Genomic DNA, 17,217 nt, shown 5'->3' with positions numbered 1-17,217 from the left:
GAAGTCCCATGAACGAGAAAATCCATGGCCCGCTGGCTGGCCAGGTGGCCGTCGTCGCGGGCGGCGCAGGCGCCATCGGCTATGCCTCCGCCATTCGCCTTGCGCGGCAAGGTGCGCAGCTTGTGCTGCTGGGACGCGACGGACTCTCCGCACTGCAGGCGCGCGCCAGCGACCTGCCGGGCAACGGCCATTGCGCCATCGTCGCCGACACCGGTATCAGCACCACGCTGCGCGAAGCAGCGGCGCAGGTGCGCGAACGCTACGGCCACTGCGACATCCTCGTCAACTCGGCGGGCATGACGCGCGCCATTCCCCATCACGACCTGGAGGCGCTGAGCGACGAAGTCATCGACGAAATCTTCACCGCCAACTGGCGCGGTGTGTTCTCCACCATCCGCGCCTTTGCGCCGCTGCTGAAGGAAAGCGGGAAGGGGCTGGTGGTGAATATCTCTTCCATCGCCGGCACCACGGGCATCGGCAGCAACGTCGCCTACGTCGCCGCCAAGGCCGGGCTGGACGCGATGTGCACCTCGCTGGGCCGCGCGCTGGCGCCGCAGATCCGCATGATCAACGTGTCGCCCGGCGTGGTGGACAGTCCCTTCGTGCCGGGCCGCGACGCCGGCTTTAACGACAAGCAGGCCGCCACCACGCCGCTGCAGCGCATCGGCCTGCCGGACGATATCGCCGCCGCCGTGGAAGCCTGCGCCACCACCCTGCTCTTCACCACCGGCAGCGTGATCCAGGTCGACGGCGGCCGCCACCTGGGAGCCAAGCCATGAGCACCATCATCACTTGCGCCATCACCGGCAATATCGTCAAGCCGGGCATGCACCCGGACTTGCCCATCACGCCCGCGCAGATCGCTCAGGCCTGCCTGGATGCGGCCGATGCGGGTGCGGCGGCCGTGCACATCCACGTGCGCGCTCCCGAAACCGGACTGCCGTCGATGGAACTGGCGCATTACGCCGAAGTGATGGAACGCATCCGCTCGCGCAACAAGCAGCTGATCATCAACCTGACCACGGGACCGGGCGGGCGCTTCATCCCCAGCCCGGATAACCCGCAAATCGCCGCGCCCGGCAGCACCCTGATGGCGCCCGAGCGCCGCGTCGAACACATCTCCGCGCTGCGTCCGGACATCGCCACGCTCGACCTGAACACCATGAACTCCGGTCCGGACGTGGTCATCAACACCCCCGCCAATGTGGCGCGCATGGCCAAGGTGATTCGCGCCGCCGGCGTGAAGCCTGAGATTGAACTGTTCGACTCGGGCGACCTGAATATGGCGCATGACCTGATCAGGGAAGGCGTACTGGAAGGCCCCGGCCTGTTCAGCCTCGTGCTGGGCGTGAAGTACGGCTTCTCCGCCACGCCCGCAACGATGGCCTACGCCGCGAGCCAGCTGCCGCGTGGCGCGCAATGGACGGGCTTCGGCATCGGCCGCCAGGAATTCCCCATGGTGGCGCAAGCCTGGCTGCTGGGCGGCCATGTGCGCGTCGGCTTCGAGGACAACCTTTACATCAGCAAGGGCAAGCTGGCCAGGGACAACGCCGAGCTGGTGGCGCGCGCCCGCCTGATCGTCGAATCGCTGGGCGGCGACATTGCCTCGCCGCAGGAAGCGCGCGACATCCTCGGCCTCAAACAAATCTGATTTTTCACGAAGGAGCATCAATGAATACCGTACGCATCACCGAAAAAGCCCTGCATATCGATCTGCTGGAGCCATCGCTGCAAAAGACCGCCCGTCCCAAAGCATTGCCGGGACAATGCGTGATCGAAGTCCACAGCGCGGGCGTGAACCCAAGCGATGTGAAGGCGGCGCTGGGCGCCATGCCGCATGCGGTGTGGCCGCGCACACCGGGACGCGATTATGCCGGTGTGGTTATCGACGGACCGGACGAACTGGTGGGCCAGGAAGTCTGGGGCAGCGGCGGCGAACTGGGTATCCGGCGCGATGGCACGCACGCACGCTATCTGGTGCTGGACGCAGCCGCCGTGCGCATCAAGCCGAACAACATCTCCCTGCTGGAAGCGGGCGCCATCGGCGTGCCTTTCATCACGGCTTACGAAGGCTTGCGCCGCGCGGGCTTGCCGCAGGCGGGCGATGTGGTGCTGGTCATGGGCGGCAACGGCAAGGTGGGCCAGGCCACGGTACAACTGGCAACGCGCGCCGGCGCGCGCGTGTTCGCGGTGGAACGCGGCAACGAGGCTTACATCGGCCACGCCAATTCGAAGATCGACATGATCTCCGCCGAGCACACCGACATCGCGGCCCATGTGCGCGGGCAGACCCGCGGCCATGGCGCAGACATCGTCTACAACACCGTCGGCAGCCCCTATTTCGAGGCGGCCAATAACGCGCTGGCCGTGGGTGGCCGCCAGATCTTCATTTCGACTATCGACCGCGCCGTACCGTTCGACATTTTCGCCTTCTACCGGGGCCAGCATACCTATGTCGGCATCGACACCCTGGCACTGGACTCGCTGGCCTGCGCGCGCATCCTCGATCAGCTCAAACCGGGCTTTGAAGACGGCACGCTGAAGCCTTTCCCCGTGCCGAAGGAAACCACTTACACGCTGGCGGACGCAGTCAAAGGCTACCGCGCCGTACTGTCCGGCGCACGCGAGCGCGTGGTGCTGCAGCCAGGGCTGGCGGAATGAACGTCACGCGCTACGCGGAAGCCAGGGCCTACTTCCCGCCCAACCACGAGGGCATGCACTGCCTGCGCCTTCAGGGGCAGGAAGCCGGGCCGTCGGACGTGCTGTGGCTTGGGCTATCGCACCTGCTGCCCGGTGGCGGCACCTCCCTTGACGGCTCCGGCGTAGAGAAGTTTTACGTGGTGCTGGAGGGCGAGGTCACCATCATTACCGAAGAAGGAGAACACACACTGCGCAAATTCGATTCGGCGCGCCTGGCGCCGAACGAGAAACGGGCTCTGAAAAACAAGACCAATGCCCCGGCCTCGATCCTGCTCGCAATGCCGTACGCAGCGAAATAACTTAACTCTTGGAGGAGACATGATTAGCACGGACGCATCCATCGCATCTGCAGCACCGCCTCGCCGCAAGCCTTTCTACAAAATCCTGTACGTGCAGGTGCTGATCGCCATCACGATCGGCATCCTGCTCGGCCACTACGACGCCAAACTGGCCGTCGACATGAAAGGCTTCGGCGACGGCTTCATCAAGTTGATCAAGATGCTGATCGGCCCCATCGTATTCTGCACGGTGGTCAACGGCATCGCAGGCATGCAGGACATCCGCAAGGTCGGACGCATCGGCTGCAAGGCCCTGCTCTACTTTGAGCTGGTGTCCACCCTGGCCCTGTTCATCGGCATGGCAGTCGGCAACTGGGTCCGTCCCGGCGACGGCTTCAACGTCAACCCGGCCACGCTGGACGGCAAGGCTGTGGCGGAATACGTGGGCAAGGCAAAATCGATGACCACCAGCGACTTCCTGCTCAACATCATTCCCACCACCGTGGCGGACGCCTTCACCAAGGGCGATGTGCTGCAGGTGCTGCTGATTTCCCTGCTGTTCGGCTTCGCCCTGTCCGCGCTGGGCGAGCGCGCCAGGCCGATTACCAGCCTGATCGAAACGGCCTCGCATGCGGTCTTCGGCGCCATCAACTTCATCATGCGCTTTGCTCCCATTGGCGCGTTCGGCGCGATGGCGTTCACGGTCGGCAAATACGGCGTACTGTCGCTTGGCCCGCTGCTCAAACTGATCGGCACTTTCTATCTGACGTCATTCCTGTTCGTGTTCATTGTGCTGGGTGTGATTGCGCGGCTGTCGGGTTTCAGCATCGTCAAGTTCCTGGCCTATATCAAGGAAGAGATTTTCCTGGTGTTCGGCACCAGCTCGTCCGACACGGCCTTGCCGACGCTGATGGCCAAGCTGGAAAAGCTGGGCTGCTCGAAGCCGCTGGTCGGTCTGATCGTCCCCACTGGCTATACCTTCAACACGGACGGCACCAGCATCTATATGACGATGGCAGCGCTGTTCGTGGCGCAGGCGACCAACACCGATCTGTCGATCGCACAGCAACTGGCCATCTTCGCGGTGGCGATGCTGACATCGAAAGGCGCCAGCGGTGTGCAGGGCGCATCCTTCATTGCGCTGGTGGGGACGCTGGCCGTTGTTCCCGCGATTCCGGTGGCGGGCATGGGCCTGATTCTCGGCATCGACCGCTTCATGAGCGAAGCGCGCGCACTGGTCAACATGATCGGCAACGGCGTCGCCACGGTGGTCATGGCGCGCTGGGAAGGCGAACTGAATCGCGAAAAACTCGACGTCATTCGCTGAATCCCCTCTTTTGGGTAATCGCCTTTACGCCTGATTCGGAATACTCTCAAAATAAATATAAGGAGCATTTGAATGAAGAAGCAAGTAGTTACGGCCGCCCTGCTGGCCACCGGCGCTGGCTGCGCCATGGCCCAGACCTCGAACGTGCAGATTTACGGCCGTCTGAACATCGCGATAGAGAATATGCGCACATCGGCCAATTCGGCTGGCCAGAGCGTGTCCGTCACGCGTGAAGTCAACAACCGTTCCGTAATCGGTTTCCGCGGCTCGGAAGATCTGGGCGACGGCAACAAGGCCATCTTCCAGATTGAAGGCACCATCTCGCCGGACACCGGTGAAGGCGCAATCGCCGCGCGCGACACCTGCGTCGGCCTTGAAGGAAGATGGGGCACGCTGTTCGGCGGCCATTGGATTACCGCCTACAACGGCGCCACTTCCGGCCTCGATCCCTGGTATCCCACTACCGGCGGCTATATGAACCTGATGGCCAACGGTTCGGGCGCAGACGTCGATAACGTCAGCAATGTGTCGTCCTTCGACCGCCGCCAGTCCAACAGCGTGCATTACTGGTCGCCGACGTGGAATGGCGTACAACTGCGCCTGACGCACGGCCTGAGTGAGGAACGTCCGGCAAACGGCGCGCATCCTTCGCTGACATCGGCGGCGGTGATTTTCGATCAGGGTCCGTGGTATCTGACCGCGGCCACTGAGATCCATCATGCATATCAGGGTCCGGGCCTGAAGGATCAGGGCAGCAAGATCGGCGCCGCTTATCGATTCGGCGACACGCGCCTCGCCGCGGTGGCTGAGCACCTGAAATACGAAACGCCAACCGGTGACCTGAAACGCAATGCATTCTTCGTGGCGCTGACCCACCAATTGGGCGCACACCAGCTGCGTCTGACCGCAACCCGCGCCAATGACGGCTCGGGCAGCAGCACGACGCCCAAGATCGGCTTCCTGAAGAAAGGTCCGGATACCGGCGCGACGGAGTACACGATTGGCGACGATTATTCGCTGTCAAAGCGCACCAGCGTATTCCTGTACTACGTTCATCTGCATAACGAGAAGAACGCGGTGTATGACTATCCGATCAATCCCTTGACCGTCAGCCCGGGCGCCACCTTGCGCGGCGCTTCACTGGGTCTGCGCCACTACTTCTGATTCATCCGGCGGCACGGGACTGTCGATACAGTTCCGTGCTCACGCGGATCAGGCGCGCGGCCCGCAGCCCGCGCCACAAGTAGTACAGCGCGACGACGTGGAACAAGATGCCCACGAAGTCCACCATCACGAGGAACACCAGCGAATCCAGCGCCAGCAGCACGATGCCCGCCGTGAAGGCGGTCAGGGACAGGCGCCGTCCCAGCCAGCCGAATACCGCGAACAATGCGCAGACGGCGATGCTGCCGCCAAACAGCAGTCCCGTTTCCGGACCGGCCGAGCGGCGCGCAAGGCCGGAGAGCAATTCGCTTGCCCCCAGTCCCAGCGCAAAGCCCCAGCTACTGCCAAGGAAAGCCAGCACGATGTTGAGCAAGGAAAGTCCGGCAATCCAGTAGAACCAGTTAGCGCCTTTCAGCGCCCTCTGATACAGGTATTCGGCCAGGTCCGCCATGCCATCTTCCGCCTCATCGGAGGTTGACGCCACCGGCGCATCGGATGGTGTGCCGCCTGGCACATCGGCCGGCGCATCGACCAGCGCAGGCTGCGACTCCGCGCCATACTCCGCGTCCAGCGCTTCCAGTTCACGGCTCGGCAGCGCCTTCATGTCAGCCGACGCTGGCGCCCAGCGCGTTTGCGGATCGGCCTCGAAAGCGTCGATGGCGTTGGCAAGCGCCAGGCCGCTCATGGCACCGATGCGGCGCGACGCCTGCGTTTGCGCTTCGCGGATCATCAGAATATGGCGGTAAGCACTCAGTCCTTCGCTTGGTGCCTTGCCCGTCTTTTCGCGCAAGCGTTCCAGCATGCGCTGGTGCTTGTCCAGCAGCGCCAGCAAGCCCAGGCCGGGATATGACGCCTTCACATCGTGGTCGCCGCGAATCATGTAATTGGCCGCCTGCACCGGATGGTTGCAGGTGACCACGCGGATCACGCCGCCGACCAGCGAATTGATGCTGAAGTAAATGCCATCGCGCACCGGGGTTTTGCCGGCTGCAGCCTTCATCTGCAACTGCTGCACTTCGATCAGGATGGTGCCCGCCGCATCCGAAAAAATGGCGGCCACGCCCACCATGGCGTTGGACTTGGCGAGCGTCGTGAAATCCCCCAGCGAATGGAAGCCGCGCGTTTCGAGCTGAGATGCATAATCGTCAATCCCGCTCCAGTCCACTTCCAACGGCGCATGGTCGCGCTGCACGCGCACATAAGCCACGCGGCGCGAGAGCGGCCTCAGAATGCCTTGCTTGATCCTCTGCGTGGCGTACCAGGCCGAACCCGCCGCCGTACCGCCCACCAGCGCCGCCAGCCAGAGCGCGCTGGACGCGTCCATGCCCGACATCCCATTCAGCCAGGCCAGCCCGAGGCTCACGCCCAGGCACAGCACGCTATTGAGCGCGGTATTGCGAACGATGGATTTTCTGAGCTGCAGCGCCATGGATTCTCCTCAACTAGTTGAAGAAAATTATAGCGGGGCAATTCCTAAAAAAATGCGCAGATTGTCACGCAGCAACAGGTCGCCCAGCGCCGGTCAGCTTGCCGGCGTGTTTGACGGCGTACATGGCCTGGTCGGCGATTTCGATCAGGCGGTCCATTTCGGTGCCATCTTCGGGGCAGATGGCAAGGCCGATGCTGGCGCCCAGACGCAAGGGGCGGCCTTCGAATTCGAACGGGTCACGGATACGTTCGGCCATGCTGAAGCACTTCTGCTCGACGCTGCAGCGGTCGCGCACGCCGGACAGAATGACGCCGAATTCGTCGCCGCCAAGACGCGCCGCCAGATCCGCTTCGCGCAGCTCGGCGCCGATGCGCGAGGCCACTTCGCAGATGGCCGCATCGCCCGCGCGGTGGCCGAAGGAATCGTTGATGGTTTTCAGCCCGTCCATATCGATATTGAGAATGCCGATGCAGCCCTGGCTGCGCGCGGCCTGTGCCAGTTGCTGGCGCAGGCGGTCGAAGAACAGCGCGCGGTTGGCCAACGTGGTGAGTGCGTCATGCGTGGCGCGGTAGTACAGGTCATTGGCTTCAAACTTCACCGCGTGGTACATGGCCGCGCCGATCAGTTCCGACATCAGCCCAAGCAGCTCCACGTCCTCCGCCGTGAAGGCAGCGACCTTGGACGACATCACTTTCAGCACGCCCACGGTCTGTTCGTCGTGGCGCAGCGGCACCACCAGCATCGAGCGCAGACCGACCTTGCGGCAGGCCGCACGGTCCACGCGGTCATCCAGTTCGGAATCGTCGCATTGCAGGATTTGTTCTTGCGCCACGCACAAGCCGGACAAGCTGCCCTGGCGCTGCAGGCGCAGGCCTAGCTGCGACCCCGCGAAGCCAGATGCGGCGCGATAGACCATTTCGCCGCCCTCGGCCAGTTCGACCACGGCGCCGCCGGCGCCAATCAGGCTGCCGGCACGCTGGCACACCAGCTGCATCACGCTACCGAGATCCACGCCCAGGCGGGCGATTTCCGTCTGCGTCTTGATCACTTCCAGCAACAGAGCCGGATTGAGATTCGAATTATTCATTACTGAAGCTGCCTAATTAATACTCACACATTCTCACCCTGTAGTTTGAACGATAACTGACTAACAGGCAACGTCGCTGTTTGCTCAACAGCACATGTCGCATTGGGACAAGACCGCCCTCCCCGTCGCCGACAGAATGGATCGACCCAACTGACCTGGAGGCCAACCGTGGCAAATTCTCGAGATGCAAGGCGCCGTTTCATTGCGGCGATGGGCACGCTGGCCGCAGCCGGCTGCCTGCCATCGGCCCGCGCCGCGACGCCGCAGCGCAACAGTCTGACCCGGCCACTTGGCCAGCTGGGCGCGCAGTACGACGTGCTGGTAATCGGGTCTGGCTACGGCGGCGCGGTCATGGCGGCGCGGCTGGCGAGCGGCCGCCGTCTGGCAGTGCTGGAACGCGGCAAGGAATGGATGCCGCCGGATTTCCCGTCCAATCTCACGTCCACGCTCGGCCAGTTCCGCAGCACTGCCCAGCCGCTTGGGCTGTTCGATTACCGCGCCGGTGCCACGCTGGACGTGCTGACCGGCAGCGGCATCGGCGGCACCTCCCTGATCAATGCCAATGTAGTGATCGCGCCCGACCGCGACGTGTTCTCGCGCTGGCCGCTCGCCATCCAGCGCGCCTACGCCAGCGGCGCCATGGACGTGTACGAGGAGCGCGTGCGCAATATGCTGGCCGCCGACACGGTCACCGAGGCGGATGCACTGCGCAAGAACTGGCTGCACGCGACGACCACCAGGCAGCGCCAGCGCCAGGGCGCCGCTGTCGCGCCGCGTGCGCTGTCGCTGGCGGTGAATCTGCGCCGCTATCCGAACCTGCCGAACGCGCAGGGCGTGGTGCAGGCGGCGTGCACGCATTGCGGCGATTGCGTGTCCGGCTGCCGCGTGGGCGCGAAAAACACGCTGGACGTGAACTATCTGCCGCTGGCGCGCACCAACGGCGCCGAGATCTACGCCCGCATCGAAGTCGAATGGCTGCAGCGCCTGAGCGATGGACGCTGGCAGGTGCACTATCTGGCGCGTCCGGCCGATGGTGCGGCGGTGCGCGGCACCGTCATCAGCCGCCACGTGGTGCTGGCGGCCGGTGCACTGGGCAGCACGCAGATTTTGCTGCGCTCGCAGGCGCAGGGTTTGCCATTGTCCCCTGCCCTCGGCACACACTTCTCGGCCAACGGCGATCTGCTGGGCTTCGGCTACAACACCGCGGTGCAGTCCAACCTCATGGGCACCGGCCTTGGTTCCAGACTGGATGGCATGGCGCGCACCGGGCCTACCATCACCATCGCGGCCGATTACCGCAGCGATCCCGTGATCGAGCGCCGCTTCCTGATCGAAGAAGCGGCCATCCCAAGTCCGCTGGTCGATGCGGTGCGGCTCGCCATGCCGCTCGCCGCCGGCCTGATGCCGGAATTCGCCGCCACCCAGCGCATTGCGCGCGACGCGCTTGGCTTGCGCACTGACGGCGCGCTGAATCACAGCATGGTCTATTTGGGCATCGGCCATGACAGCGCGTCCGGCCGCGTGCAGCTCGACAGCACGGGCCAGGCGAAGGTGGTGTGGCCGGCGCTGATGCAGGAGCCTTTCGTGGCGCGACTGCGCGCGGAGATGGCAAAACATGCGCAGGCCTTCAGCGGCAAGTATGTGGACAGTCCGCGCAGCAGTCCCCTGTTCGGTGGCGCCATGACGACGGTGCATCCTTTGGGCGGTTGTCCCATGGGCGAACGCGGCGAGGACGCGGTGGTCAGTCCCGATGGACAGGTCTACAACCCGGCCGCCGGTTCGCTGGCCGTGCACGATGGCTTGTGGGTATGCGATGGATCGATCGCGCCAACTTCGATCGGCGCCAATCCGCTGCTGACCATTTCCGCTCTGGCCGAACGTACGGCCGAACTGTTCCCCCTGTGAGGAGGCATCATGCGCAAATTTCTTCTCGCCCTTCTGCTTTGCCTGATGCTGCCTTGCCTGGCCTGGGCGCGCGGCATCTCTTTCAGCGAAGAGATGCATGGCTATGCATGGTATGGCGGCGAATATCGCCTGGCCCATGTCTATCTGAATGTGCGGATTGGCGATATCGATGCGTGGCGCAGTAATCCGAATCATTCGGCCACCGTGAGCGGCACGCTGGTGATGGATGGCGTGCCGAACCAGCCGGTGACGGGCACGCTGAACATTCTGTCGCCCGCGCCGGGCGATGACGGGCGGCTGCTGGCTTATCGTCTGAACAGCGCTGCGGTTCAGGTCTTGGGCGTGAAGCATGTGCACGACGATCCGGGCATGGACCTGATCGACGATATGACCACCTTGCATGCGGTATTCGCGCCAGCGGGCCAGGCGCTGCCTTCGGTGCAGGACGTGCTGTATCAGGCGGTGTGGACGTCCGAGCTGCACTTCGAGTGGTGGAAGCCGGACGTGGTGTGGGACTTCACCACATCCATGAGCACCATCAATACGGCATGGTACGATGAGCTGACCGTGCGGATTCTTTTCGTCGAAACCATTTTCAGCACTCTTGCCAAAGTCTTCTTTCCATGGGTCTGAACCAATCCTGGCCTGAGGCGCCGAGCGTCTCGTCCCTGTATGCCGATGCGCTGGGCGCTTTCCTGGCGGAGCGCGGGCTGCCGGCCGCGCCGCCGCCAGCGCTGGCCGGCCATGCCCGCCGCGTGGTCGGCGCCAGCTTTGCGCATACACTGTATGGCGGTGTGCGCGAGCTGGGCGAATCGGCGCTGGGGCTGCAGTTTGGCACACGCGTTGGGGGCGCCGGCTTCGGCATGCTGGGCGTGGCGGCAGCCACCGCGCCAACCTTAGCTGAATCGATCCGCCACCTCACCCAGCTGGAATCCCTGACCAGCACTTTGGGCCACGCGTCCGTGCGGCGGGCGGGAAAGCTGGTGCACCTTAGCTGGCGGCCTGCGCAGGCCGTGCCGCCGATGGTCGTGGAAGGCATCCTGGCGGGCTGGGTGTCTTATGGACGCTATCTGCTTGGCGAGAAGGTCGACGTTGCGCAGGTCAGCTTTGCTCATCCGCGGCTGGCTGCGGTGCAGGCTTACGACAACGTGCTCGAATGCCCGCATCGCTTCGGCGCGCCGCATTATGGCGTGTCCTTTGGCCTCGACTTGCTGGATGCGAAACCGCGCTTTGCGGCGCCGGCATTGAACGTGGCCTTGAATGGCTGGCTGGGGCACTGCGCCGCCACCGTCGCCACACGGAAGTCGCTGGCGCGCACGATCATGGGCCTGCTGGGAACGCGCGTGCCGCTGGCGATGGCGGATGAGATGTCGGTGGCAGCTTTGCTTGGTCTGGGCTACAGGACCTTGCAGCGCCAGCTCCGCGATGAAGGGACCAGCTTCCGGCAGGTGCTCAATGCGACGCGGGCGCAACACGCGGTTCTCAGTCTGCTGGATGGACATGCCAGTTTGTCTGATCTGGCGGCGGAGGTGGGCTTCAACGAGCAGTCTTCGCTGTGCCGCGCCTTCCACCGCTGGACGGGCGACGCACCGCTCGACTTCAAACAGCGTATGGCGCCGATTTACCACCGCTTGCGCGTCCAATGAGCGCAGCGTTTGTCGCTGCAAATCGCTGCCGCTACGTTCCTGGGCCGGAGGGCCATTACGAAAGCTGGTTCCAGCGCGCCAACCATCCCGGCCGCCCGCTCGCACTGTGGCTGCGCTATACCTTGTTTCAGCCGCCAGGACGGCCGGACGATGCTGTCGGCGAAGTGTGGGCGATCTATTTCGACGGCGAGCGCCAGCGCATCCACGCCGCCAGGCAGCGCGTACCGCTGGCAGAGTGCACGCTCGGCAGCGAAACCCTCACCATCGGCTCCAGCACGCTGTCGCGCACCGCCATCACCGGCAACGCAGCGCCCTCCAGCGACGCAATCGGCGCAGGCCCCAGCCGCTTCGCCCCTCGCGACGGCGCCCGCCGCCGCACGAGCGGCGGTACGGACGATGGCACGAGCGGAGGCGCGAACGGCGGGGCGCGGGAAGGCATGAGTGGTGGGGTGAGCGGCGGCGTGGGCGGGGCGCTGGGGTGGGCGCTGGAGGTCGGCGGTGGCGCGGCGCCGCTGTTGTTGCTGCCGCGCGGGCTGTATGAGACGCGGTTGCCGGCGGCGAAGGCGCTGGTGACGGTGCCGGATGCGCTGTTCACCGGCACCATCGACCTGGATGGCCGCCGCGTCGACGTGCAGAACTGGCGCGGCAGTCTGAATCACAACTGGGGCCGCCGCCATACCGACCATTACGCCTGGGGCCAGGTGGCAGGCTTCGACAACGCACCGGACGTTTTCCTGGAGTGCGCCACGGCCCGGCTACGGTTCGGCGGCATTTGGACGCCCGCGATGACGCTGGTCGTGCTGCGAATTGGCAGCGAGGAATTGCGCCTGAATAGCGCACTGCGCGCGCTTCGCACCAAGGCCACGCTGAACGGCTTCGACTGGCGCATTGAAGCAGAGCAGGACGGCCTGCGCCTGAGCATTCGCATCCATGCGCCGCAAGAGTCCTTTGCAGGCCTGCGCTACGACAATCCAGGCAGGCCGCAAAAAATCTGCCTGAATTCGAAGCTGGCCGCGTGCGAGTTGACATTGCGGCGCCGCGACCAGGCGACGCAGCACTATCGCAGCGCGCACGGCGCCGCTTTCGAAATCCTCACCGACGGCGAAACCTGCGGCGTGCCGATCCTGTTATGACAGCTCAATCCACACCGGCGCGTGATCGCTCGGCTTCTCGCGTCCGCGCACATCGCGATCGACCTGCGCGCCGCGCAAGCGCTTGGCCGCAACGGGATTCAGCAGCAAATGGTCGATGCGAATCCCCGCATCGCGCCCAAACGCATTGCGGAAATAATCCCAGAACGTAAAGATCCGTTCATCCGGATGCAGATGACGCACCGAATCCAGCCAGCCCTGGTCCATCAGCTTCTGAAACGCCGCCCGCGACTCCGGGCGGAACAGCGCATCGTCCAGCCAGCGCTCCGGCTTATAGACATCGATATCGTGCGGCATCACGTTATAGTCGCCCGCCATCACGACAGGATCAGACTTATCAATCAACTCCGCGCCGCGCAGAATCAGGCGGTCGAACCATTTCAGCTTGTAGTCGAACTTGGGACCGGGCGCCGGATTACCGTTGGGCAGATACAGGCAGGCGATCATCACGCCATCGACCATGCCCTCGATATAGCGGCTCTGTTCATCCTCGGGATCGCCGGCCAGGCCGCGCCCCATCTCAATGGGCGCCTTGCCGCGCGCGAGGATGGCCACACCGTTCCAGCTCTTCTGGCCGTGCCAGATCGCGCCGTAGCCCGCGTCCTTGAACGCGTCCTCGGGGAATTTCTCGTGCGGCGTTTTCAGTTCCTGCAAGCAGACGGCATCCGGCTTGGTTTCGTTCAGCCATTGCAGCAGGGCGGGAAGCCGGGCATTGAGCCCGTTGATATTAAAGGTCGCGATTCTCATCCGGACATCATACTCCGGCGCGGCGCATGATGATGGCTTCCATGCGCGTTCCGTGCGCGGCTGCGAAATAATCCGGCACGCTGCCGATCTCCGCAAAGCCTTCCGCATGATAGATGCGCCGCGCCGCATCCCACTGCGGATGCACGATCAGGATTGCGCTGCGCAAGCGGTTGTGGCGTGCAAACATCGCCGCTACCGCATCGCGGAACAGACGGCGTCCCCAGCCCGTGCCGCGCGTGGCGGGATCGACCACCATGGACGAGATATACACTTCCTCCCCGTCCAGCCGGTGCAGTGCGCCCGCGCTATGGTCCCGCGCAAACTTCGCGGCCGGAGCGGCGGGGTCAAAGGCCCAGAACTCCGCGCATAGATAACCGAGCAGGCGCCCTTCTTCGTTGTCCAGCACCCAGCAGCCATCCGGCGCGGCAGCAAGTCTTTCGGCGAAAGTAATATCGGTTTCCTGAATGTCGGCCGCGAATCCTGCACGCTCAAGGCGCATGATTTCGGGCAGGTCGGCGGGTGTGGCGAGGCGCAGTTGCAAATTCATAGGTGCTACTTTACCAGCCCGATCGCCGGGAGTAGTATCAAACGATGGTTTCACGGTTACGCCCCATCATGGCGGTGCTGTTGCTTGTATTGGCTCTGCCATGCCGCAGCGAATGCGGCAAACTCGTGCTGTCGGCCGATCCCGACTATCAACCCTTGCATTGGTATGACGGCGAACGATTGCGTGGCGCCAGTATTGACCTCGCGACGCACATTCTCGACGACCTGAAGATTCCCTACGAAGTGCGCTATCTCGGGCCATGGAAACGCGTGCTGGCGGTGGCTGCTTCAGGCGGCATCGACATGGTCGCGACACTCAAAATGCTGCCCGAGCGCGAAGCTTATCTCAGCTACGTGCGCACCCCGGCCTTTCCCAATCCCGTCGCCGTGTTCATCAACCGCCAGCACAGCTTCGTCTATCACCACTGGGGCGACCTGGTCGACAAGCGGGGCGGCGTGGCGCTCGGCAACCGCTTCAGCGCCGAATTCGACAAGTTCGCCGAAGGGAACCTGCACCTCGAGGAAGCCGGCAATGCAGACACCAATTTCAGAAAGCTGGCCGCGGGCCGCATCGATTACGTGATTACCGGCCTGCTCACGGGCGAAACCTGGCTTGCCCGCCACAGGCAGAGCGAGCACTTCGTGGCCGTGCGCCCCTTCATCACCGAAGACAAAAACTACTTCGCCTTCGTCAAAGGCAGTCCCTGCGGACAATATGCCGAGGCCTTCGAAGCCCGGCTAAAAGAATTGGTGAAGGCGGACGTCAACCTGCACATCCTGAATATGCACCTGATGCAGCTGGACATAAAACTGGACAGCGCGACGCTGTCCCGGCGTTAGTCCTTGCGCTGGCACTCCTTGGCCACGCTGCGCACCGTGAAGTCATTCACCTTTTCGCCCTCGGCGACGACCTTCAGGCAAGTGCCGTCGTAAGCGACGAAATACAGGGTGCAGGCCGGTCGGTCCACGGTGCAGGAACGCAGCTCGGGATATTGCAGCTGCAACTGCTGTTCCCATGCCGAGTCGGCCTTGCGGTGGTCTGGACGCCAGCCCGCGTCGATCACTTCCTTGCGGGCTTTCGCATACTTCAGGCCGACCAGACTGTCCCACATGCCTGGTTGGGCGGTCGTGGCAAAAGCCACGGTGGTGGCGCCGCACAGCAGCGCCAAGGCCAGAGTTTTCTTGATCATGTCCCAGTATTGATTGTTTTATGGCTTTGATTATGCCATGGGGAAATAATTTACACAAAAACAATGGTGCGAAAAAGAAACACTTTGCGGTCAGGGGGTAAAGAACTGCCCGATCGCGCGTTCACCGGCGGTCAGCGCCTCGCAGCGCGCATCCAGGGCGGCGTACTCTTCGGCAAAGCGGGTTTTGAAGGTTTCGAAATCGTCCTGGCTGAGCCAGTGGTCGATGGTGAGGAAGCGTTCCGGGTCGGTGGCATCCTGTAGCAGCTCGGTGCCGAGATAGCCCTCGCCGCGCGCGAACAAATGCGCCCAGCTGCCCTCCGGACCATAGTGGCTGGCGAATTCGTCCCGCGCGCCCTCAGGCACGCGAAACTCCCAGATGGTTTGGAATTCTGGCGTATCCATGGCCCCCATCATACCGGATTAACTGCCGCCATACTGATGCATTGGCACCGGTTGTCGTGCCAGTTACAATCGTCGCATGAAAACCGAGAAACCCGAAATACGATTGCTCAACAGCAGCGCCGAGACGGTTCCCGCCGGCGGTCCGACTCTGGTGGATGTGGCCCGCGTGGCGGGCGTTTCGGCCATCACGGTGTCGCGCGCGCTGAATCAACCGCAGCTGGTGAAGCCCAACACGCTCGCCAAAATTCAGGCCGCCATCGACGAAACAGGTTATGTGAAGAATATGCTGGCTGGCGGTCTGGCCATGAACCGCAGCAAACTGGTGTCATTGGTCATTCCCAACATCGCCAATCCCGTTTTTGCCGATATGGTGCAGTCAGCCACGGCAACGCTGACCGCTGCCGGCTACCAGGTGCTGCTTGGCCTGGGCGGCTACGAAAGCTGGCGCGAAGAATTACTGGTGGAGACCATCCTGAGCCGCCGTCCCGACGGCGTCATCCTCACCGGCACCCAGCACACGGACAATACCCGCAACCGCCTGCAGAAAGCCGGCGTCCCCGTGGTGGAAACCTGGGACATGACGCCGGCGCCAATCGACATGCTGGTCGGCTTCTCGCACGAGGAGGCCGGCCGCGTCGTGGCCAGCCACCTGCTGGAGCGTGGATATCGCCGCGTGGGCATTGTGACCATGGATGATGGCCGCGCCGTGCGCCGCAAACAAGGCCTGCTGGTAGCGCTAGCAAGGCATGGCGTGGAGGTCGTTGCAAGCGAGGTGTTGTCCGGCGTGGCGACTTTGCCGCTGGGGCGCACTGGCGCGGGGCGGCTACTTGATGCACATCCCGAACTGGATGCGATCGCGGCCAGTTCCGACACCCTGGCGCACGGGGTACTGATCGAAGCAGCCAGCCGCGGCATTGCCGTTCCGTCGCAACTGGCGGTGATGGGCTTTGGCGACCTGAGTTTTGCGGCCCACGTCTACCCTGCCCTGTCCACGATTCGCGTGGATGGTACGCTGATCGGCAGCACGGCCGCAAAAGCCATTCTTCAGCGGGTAGACCCAAACAGCAGCGCGCCGGTCGAACGGGTAATGGACGTCGGATTCGAACTGGTTCACCGCGCCAGCACGTGAACCCCGGCGCCCAGGCTCAACTGCGGCGTGCGGGTTCGGTTTGATGCAGGAAGCGCGTGTACAGATCGCGCGGCGGGGACACGCCCCTGTCGCGCAGCATCTGGCCGACATTGCCACGGTGGTAGCAGCCGTGGGTGGAGATATGCAGCAGCATCTCTTCGCGTGACATGCTGCCCATATCGCCATCGGTGAACTGGAACTGGATGCGCTCTGCCAGCGCTGCCGGCGTCAGCGAGGAAACGTACTGCAGATACCACTCGTCGGTTTCCTCCACCGCCGCGCGCAGTTCGGACAGCGTGGGCGGCGGCACCAGGTGCGGCGAGGTGTAACTGTGCGGCACGCCGGAGAGGTGGGCGCGGAAGATGCGGTCCGTCACATAGATATGGCTCAGCGTGCGGAGCATCGGCTGCACCGACTCCGCGGCATTCAGCGTTCCCAGGGCTTCAAACAGTTCCTTGTTCGACCAGAGTTTGAAGGCGAATAGCGATTCCAGCGTGGCGACAGACATGGCTTGCT

General features: G+C 63.7%; 19 protein-coding genes. 12 read left to right on the top strand and 7 right to left on the bottom strand.

From position 1 onward, the window contains the following. Positions 1–8: 8 nt before the first annotated feature. From AB4Z19_RS02780 to AB4Z19_RS02755, 6 genes are all read left to right on the top strand, one after another. Positions 9–779: an SDR family NAD(P)-dependent oxidoreductase gene (locus AB4Z19_RS02780; RefSeq protein ID WP_442022705.1), complete on the top strand. Its 771-nt coding sequence runs from the start codon at positions 9–11 to the stop codon at positions 777–779. Next, the gene (locus AB4Z19_RS02775; RefSeq protein ID WP_442022706.1) at positions 776–1,651 is read left to right on the top strand and encodes a 3-keto-5-aminohexanoate cleavage protein; all 876 of its coding nucleotides are present in this window, start codon (positions 776–778) and stop codon (positions 1,649–1,651) included. Before AB4Z19_RS02780 ends, AB4Z19_RS02775 begins: the two co-directional genes overlap by 4 nt. 20 nt (positions 1,652–1,671) lie before the next feature. Then, positions 1,672–2,661 (top strand): quinone oxidoreductase family protein, encoded by a 990-nt coding sequence (locus AB4Z19_RS02770; RefSeq protein ID WP_442022707.1) that lies wholly within the window; start codon positions 1,672–1,674, stop codon positions 2,659–2,661. Then, positions 2,658–2,999 (top strand): cupin domain-containing protein, encoded by a 342-nt coding sequence (locus AB4Z19_RS02765; protein ID WP_442022708.1) that lies wholly within the window; start codon positions 2,658–2,660, stop codon positions 2,997–2,999. Before AB4Z19_RS02770 ends, AB4Z19_RS02765 begins: the two co-directional genes overlap by 4 nt. Before the next feature lie 19 nt (positions 3,000–3,018). After that, positions 3,019–4,305, top strand: a complete 1,287-nt coding sequence (locus AB4Z19_RS02760; RefSeq protein ID WP_442022709.1) for a dicarboxylate/amino acid:cation symporter — start codon at positions 3,019–3,021, stop codon at positions 4,303–4,305. Positions 4,306–4,377: 72 nt separating this feature from the next. Continuing rightward, complete coding sequence (locus AB4Z19_RS02755) at positions 4,378–5,469, top strand: porin (protein WP_442022710.1); 1,092 nt, start codon at positions 4,378–4,380, stop codon at positions 5,467–5,469. Between the two features lies 1 nt (position 5,470). Here AB4Z19_RS02755 and AB4Z19_RS02750 read toward each other — a convergent pair whose 3' ends face one another. Next, positions 5,471–6,898, bottom strand: coding sequence for a hypothetical protein (locus AB4Z19_RS02750; protein ID WP_442022711.1), 1,428 nt, complete (start codon positions 6,896–6,898; stop codon positions 5,471–5,473). A gap of 64 nt (positions 6,899–6,962) precedes the next feature. After that, the gene (locus AB4Z19_RS02745; RefSeq protein WP_442022712.1) at positions 6,963–7,985 is read right to left on the bottom strand and encodes a diguanylate cyclase domain-containing protein; all 1,023 of its coding nucleotides are present in this window, start codon (positions 7,983–7,985) and stop codon (positions 6,963–6,965) included. Positions 7,986–8,153: 168 nt separating this feature from the next. On the opposite strand from AB4Z19_RS02745, the gene AB4Z19_RS02740 reads away from it, so the two are divergent. Genes AB4Z19_RS02740 through AB4Z19_RS02725 form a run of 4 tightly spaced genes read left to right on the top strand, consistent with a single transcriptional unit; the run spans position 8,154 to position 12,669 of the window. Then, entirely contained in the window at positions 8,154–9,890 is a 1,737-nt protein-coding gene (locus AB4Z19_RS02740; RefSeq protein ID WP_442022713.1) for a GMC oxidoreductase, read from the top strand. A gap of 9 nt (positions 9,891–9,899) precedes the next feature. Further along, positions 9,900–10,523, top strand: coding sequence for a hypothetical protein (locus AB4Z19_RS02735; protein ID WP_442022714.1), 624 nt, complete (start codon positions 9,900–9,902; stop codon positions 10,521–10,523). Next, entirely contained in the window at positions 10,514–11,536 is a 1,023-nt protein-coding gene (locus AB4Z19_RS02730; protein ID WP_442022715.1) for an AraC family transcriptional regulator ligand-binding domain-containing protein, read from the top strand. The genes AB4Z19_RS02735 and AB4Z19_RS02730 overlap by 10 nt, the downstream gene beginning before the upstream one ends. Further along, positions 11,533–12,669: a tocopherol cyclase family protein gene (locus tag AB4Z19_RS02725; protein ID WP_442022716.1), complete on the top strand. Its 1,137-nt coding sequence runs from the start codon at positions 11,533–11,535 to the stop codon at positions 12,667–12,669. The genes AB4Z19_RS02730 and AB4Z19_RS02725 overlap by 4 nt, the downstream gene beginning before the upstream one ends. Here AB4Z19_RS02725 and xth read toward each other — a convergent pair. Both xth and AB4Z19_RS02715 read right to left on the bottom strand, forming a co-directional pair. Continuing rightward, positions 12,664–13,434 carry an exodeoxyribonuclease III gene (xth, locus tag AB4Z19_RS02720; RefSeq protein ID WP_442022717.1) on the bottom strand — a complete coding sequence of 257 codons (771 nt, stop codon included), beginning with the start codon at positions 13,432–13,434 and terminating at the stop codon, positions 12,664–12,666. The genes AB4Z19_RS02725 and xth overlap by 6 nt on opposite strands. Positions 13,435–13,441: 7 nt before the next feature. Further along, on the bottom strand, positions 13,442–13,981 hold the full coding sequence (locus AB4Z19_RS02715) for a GNAT family N-acetyltransferase (RefSeq protein ID WP_442034183.1): 540 nt from the start codon (positions 13,979–13,981) through the stop codon (positions 13,442–13,444). A gap of 68 nt (positions 13,982–14,049) precedes the next feature. On the opposite strand from AB4Z19_RS02715, the gene AB4Z19_RS02710 reads away from it, so the two are divergent. After that, positions 14,050–14,820, top strand: a complete 771-nt coding sequence (locus AB4Z19_RS02710; RefSeq protein ID WP_442029717.1) for a substrate-binding periplasmic protein — start codon at positions 14,050–14,052, stop codon at positions 14,818–14,820. Here AB4Z19_RS02710 and AB4Z19_RS02705 read toward each other — a convergent pair. Both AB4Z19_RS02705 and AB4Z19_RS02700 read right to left on the bottom strand, forming a co-directional pair. Beyond that, positions 14,817–15,170, bottom strand: coding sequence for a hypothetical protein (locus AB4Z19_RS02705; protein ID WP_442029715.1), 354 nt, complete (start codon positions 15,168–15,170; stop codon positions 14,817–14,819). The genes AB4Z19_RS02710 and AB4Z19_RS02705 overlap by 4 nt on opposite strands. A 90-nt stretch (positions 15,171–15,260) precedes the next feature. After that, positions 15,261–15,572 carry an antibiotic biosynthesis monooxygenase family protein gene (locus AB4Z19_RS02700; protein ID WP_442034181.1) on the bottom strand — a complete coding sequence of 104 codons (312 nt, stop codon included), beginning with the start codon at positions 15,570–15,572 and terminating at the stop codon, positions 15,261–15,263. 76 nt (positions 15,573–15,648) lie between these two features. Between AB4Z19_RS02700 and AB4Z19_RS02695 the strand changes: the two genes are divergently transcribed. Then, positions 15,649–16,701 carry a LacI family DNA-binding transcriptional regulator gene (locus AB4Z19_RS02695; RefSeq protein ID WP_442034179.1) on the top strand — a complete coding sequence of 351 codons (1,053 nt, stop codon included), beginning with the start codon at positions 15,649–15,651 and terminating at the stop codon, positions 16,699–16,701. A gap of 16 nt (positions 16,702–16,717) precedes the next feature. Here AB4Z19_RS02695 and AB4Z19_RS02690 read toward each other — a convergent pair whose 3' ends face one another. Then, the gene (locus AB4Z19_RS02690) at positions 16,718–17,209 is read right to left on the bottom strand and encodes a DinB family protein (protein WP_442028920.1); all 492 of its coding nucleotides are present in this window, start codon (positions 17,207–17,209) and stop codon (positions 16,718–16,720) included. Between the last annotated feature and the right edge of the window lie 8 nt (positions 17,210–17,217).

The organism is Pseudoduganella sp. RAF19 (genome assembly GCF_052114165.1).
Lineage (GTDB): Bacteria > Pseudomonadota > Gammaproteobacteria > Burkholderiales > Burkholderiaceae_D > Rugamonas.
Note: the sequence above shows the minus strand (reverse complement) of the source record. Positions and strands in the feature narration are given on the sequence as shown.